Annotated in this window: 3 protein-coding genes and 1 pseudogene; 1 reads left to right on the top strand and 3 read right to left on the bottom strand. The window is 62.7% G+C overall.

The features are described from left to right. From HX846_RS24235 to HX846_RS24225, 3 genes are all read right to left on the bottom strand, one after another. Positions 1–237, bottom strand: a 237-nt coding sequence (locus HX846_RS24235) for an RsmD family RNA methyltransferase (protein WP_178966235.1), incomplete at its 3' end; no start/stop codon positions are given. Continuing rightward, complete coding sequence (locus HX846_RS24230; protein ID WP_178966234.1) at positions 237–1,727, bottom strand: pitrilysin family protein; 1,491 nt, start codon at positions 1,725–1,727, stop codon at positions 237–239. The genes HX846_RS24235 and HX846_RS24230, both read right to left, overlap by 1 nt. Beyond that, positions 1,720–3,075 carry a pitrilysin family protein gene (locus HX846_RS24225; RefSeq protein ID WP_003213786.1) on the bottom strand — a complete coding sequence of 452 codons (1,356 nt, stop codon included), beginning with the start codon at positions 3,073–3,075 and terminating at the stop codon, positions 1,720–1,722. Before HX846_RS24225 ends, HX846_RS24230 begins: the two co-directional genes overlap by 8 nt. A gap of 232 nt (positions 3,076–3,307) precedes the next feature. On the opposite strand from HX846_RS24225, the pseudogene HX846_RS24220 reads away from it, so the two are divergent. Continuing rightward, a pseudogene (locus HX846_RS24220) lies at positions 3,308–3,686 on the top strand (signal recognition particle-docking protein FtsY); the annotation flags it as partial.

The following is a 3,686-nucleotide window of genomic DNA, read 5'->3' as shown; positions in this document are numbered from 1 at the left end:
CGACTCCAGGAACAACGCGCCGCTACCCGCGAACGGGTCCAGGACCTTGGCCCCGGCGATGTACGGCGCGAGCCAGTTGAACAGGGTTTCACGCACGCGGTCTGGCGTCGGGCGCAGGCCCACGACATCGGGGAAGCTCAGCTTACGGCTGCCCCACTCTCCGCCGATGATGCGCAGTTGGCCCACACCGTTGTGAACGTTGTGGACAGGTTTTTTGGGACGGGATGGACGGGCCATTAATGCTCCGGAACCCCGAGCGGTTGCTCGGCGGGTTTATCAGTGGGGGGCGGTAGTGGCTTTTGCGCAATCGTCGGGCCGGCGGTCACGATGACCATCTTGTCGGCACTCAAATGTTTGTTCAAAGCAGCTTTGACCTGGTCAACGGTCAGCGCCTGGGATTGTTTCATGAAATCTTCCAGGTAGCTCAGCGGCAGGTTGTAGAAACCCATGGCGCCCAGCTGCCCGACGATATCGGCGTTGCTCGCGGTGGACAGCGGGAAGCTGCCGGCCAGTTCGCGCTTGGCGTCATCGAGTTCTTTCTGTGTCGGGCCGGTCTTGAGGTAGTCGGCGAGTACGTCCTGCACCAATCGCAGCGTGCCGGCGCTCATTTCGGCGCGGGTTTGCAGGTTGATCATGAACGGGCCGCGTACCTGCATCGGCGAGAAGCCGGAGTATACGCCGTAGGTCAGGCCGCGTTTCTCGCGCACTTCGCTCATCAAACGGGTGCCGAAGCCACCGCCGCCGAGAATCTGGTTACCCAGTGACAGCGCGGCGTAATCCGGGTCGGCACGGTCGATACCCAGTTGCGCCAGCAGCAGGGTTGTCTGCTTGGACGGGAACTCGATGTGCGTGGTGCCAGCCTTGGGCTCGACCGGTTGGGCGATTTTCGTCAGCGCCGGGCCTTTTGGCAGGGACGCGGAAACCTTGGCGGTCATGGCTTCGGCTTCGGCGCGGGTCAGATCGCCGACTACGGAAATCACTGCGTTGCCGGCGGCGTAGGCCTTGGCGTGGAAGTCCTTCAATTGCGCGAGAGTCACCTTCGGCACGCTCTCGGCGTTGCCTTCGCTCGGATGGGCGTAAGGGTGGTCGCCATAGAGCTGCTTGAACAGCTCGATGCTCGCCAGTTTGCCGGGGTTCTGTTTCTGGTACTCGAAGCCCGCCAGCAGCTGGTTCTTGATCCGCGCCAGAGAGTCTGCCGGGAAGGTCGGCTTGCCGATCACGTCGTCAAACAGTGACAGGGCGGCGTCACGCTTGTCGCTGGCGCTCAGGCTGCGCAGGGAAACCAGCGCCATGTCGCGGTAGGCGCCATTGCTGAAATCAGCCCCCAGGCCGTCGAAACCGGCGGCAATCTGGCTGACGTCCTTGCCCGGCACGCCTTCGTTGAGCATTGCGTTGGTCAACAGCGCCAGGCCTGGTGTTGCGCCGTCCTGGCTGCTGCCGGCGGCGAACAGGATGCGCATGTCGAACATCGGCAGTTCATGGGCTTCGACGAACAGCACCTTGGCGCCTTCGGCGGTGGTCCAGGTTTGCACGTCGAGCTTGCGGTTGGTCGGCGCCTTGTCGTCCAGCTCGGCCAGGGATTGCAGCTTGTTGGCGGACTTGGCCTGCTCCAGCGCCTGGCTGGCGACGGATTCGCTGGGGCGCAGCAAGTACACCGCGCAGGCCGCAGCCAAAGTCACCACGATCAGGCCGGGCAGCACCAGGCGGTTGTTTTTACGTTCACTCATGAGCGGTCTCCTCAGGCAAGACATGGGCGACGCTGAGACGTTCGCGGGTGAAATAGGTGCGTGCAGCTTTCTGGATATCTTCGGCGGTGACGCTTTGCAGCTCGGCCAGCTCGGTGTCCATGAGTTTCCAGGACAGGCCCACCGTCTCCAGGGAGCCGATGGCAGTGGCCTGGCTGGTAATCGAGTCGCGCTGGTAAACCACGCCGGCGATGACCTGGGCGCGGATACGCTCCAGTTCTTCAGCGCTCGGTGGCTTGGCCTTCAGCTCATCCAGCAGGCGCCAAAGGCCGGCTTCAGCCTGGGCCACGGTCTTTTTCTTTTGCAGGTTCGGTGTGGCAGTCAGGGTGAACAGGCTGTCACCGCGGGTGTAGGCGTCGTAGCTCGACGAGCCGCCGGACACCAGCTCTTCGCCGCGCTCCAGTTGTGTCGAGATGCGCGCGCTGTAGCCGCCGTCCAGCAGGGCCGAGATCAGGCGCAGGGCGTTGACCGAGCGTTTGTCTTCAGCGGTGGCCAGGCTCGGCACGTTGAAACCAAGGATCACGCTCGGCAGTTTGGTCTGTACATGCATAGTCAGCAGGCGTTCACCGGGCTCGGCCAGCTCCAGCGGGATTTTCGCCGGGGGGACGTCGCGCTTGGGGATCGGGCCGAAATAGCGCTGGGCCAGGGTTTTGACTTCATCCGGGGTTACGTCGCCCACCACTACCAGGGTGGCGTTGTTCGGCACGTACCAGGATTGGTACCAGTGGCGCAGCTCTTCAACCTTCATGCGGTCCAGGTCGGCCATCCAGCCGATGGTCGGCGTGTGGTAGCCGCTGGCCGGGTAGGCCATGGCCTTGAAGCGCTCATAGGCCTTGGACATCGGGTTGTCGTCGGTGCGCATCCGGCGTTCTTCCTTGATCACCTCGATCTCGCGGCTGAACTCGTCGGCCGGCAGGCGCAGGCTGGCCATGCGGTCGGCTTCCAGCTCGAAGGCGACACCCAGGCGGTCACGGGCGAGCACTTGGTAGTAGGCGGTGTAGTCATCACTGGTGAAGGCGTTTTCTTCGGCACCCAGGTCACGCAGGATCAACGAAGCCTCGCCGGGGCCGACCTTGGCGCTGCCCTTGAACATCATGTGTTCCAGGGCGTGGGACAAACCGGTCTGGCCCGGGGTTTCGTAGCTGGAGCCCACCTTGTACCAGACCTGGGAAACCACCACCGGGGCGCGATGGTCTTCGCGCACGACGACCTTGAGGCCGTTGTCCAGGGTGAATTCGTGGGTGGGTTGTGGGTCGGCAGCCAAAGCTGAAAGGGGCAGACAAACTGTGCTGAGCAGCAGGCCTGCGGCGCGGCGGGCTAGAGCATTCATTCGTTTTTAAACCTGTTGGGCTGCCCGCTTGGTCTTAGCGTCGGCGGGCGAGGAGGTGCTAGGATACTGGTCCGACCTAGGGACGGCCACTATGGCTGTCTTGTTAAGGCTCTATTTAGGCCTTACAAAATGTTGCGCATGAACGAGCTGGCTAAAAAACAGTCTGTTACGCATCGAATTTTATTTACCGGCACGCCCCCTGGCGCGTCGCTACCTTGAGATAGCCGTCTCCATGTTTGGTTCCAACGACGACAAGAAGACCCCAGCTGCGGCTGGCGAGAAAAAAGGCCTGTTCGGATGGCTGCGCAAAAAGCCGCAGGAAACCGTCGTCGAACAGCCGCAGGTTCAAGCTGAACCGATCCCCGAATCCATAGTAGAAGCCGAACCGGTTGCCGAAACACCGGCCCCGGTGGTGTTGCCGATGGCCGAGCCGGTGTTGCAGCCGGTGGTTGAGCCAGAACCTGCGCCTGAGCCAGAGCCAGAGCCAGAGCACAAGCCATGGCTGGTGTTGCCGGTGGCAGAAGAGCCTGTAGCACTGGTTGAAGACGAGCTGGCCGAGCATGTGGCGCCGCCGATTCCGGCCCTCGTGGAGCCTGCGCCCGTTGTGGTCC

It is taken from the genome of Pseudomonas sp. K5002 (assembly GCF_013386655.1).
Classification (GTDB): domain Bacteria; phylum Pseudomonadota; class Gammaproteobacteria; order Pseudomonadales; family Pseudomonadaceae; genus Aquipseudomonas.
Note: the sequence above shows the minus strand (reverse complement) of the source record. Positions and strands in the feature narration are given on the sequence as shown.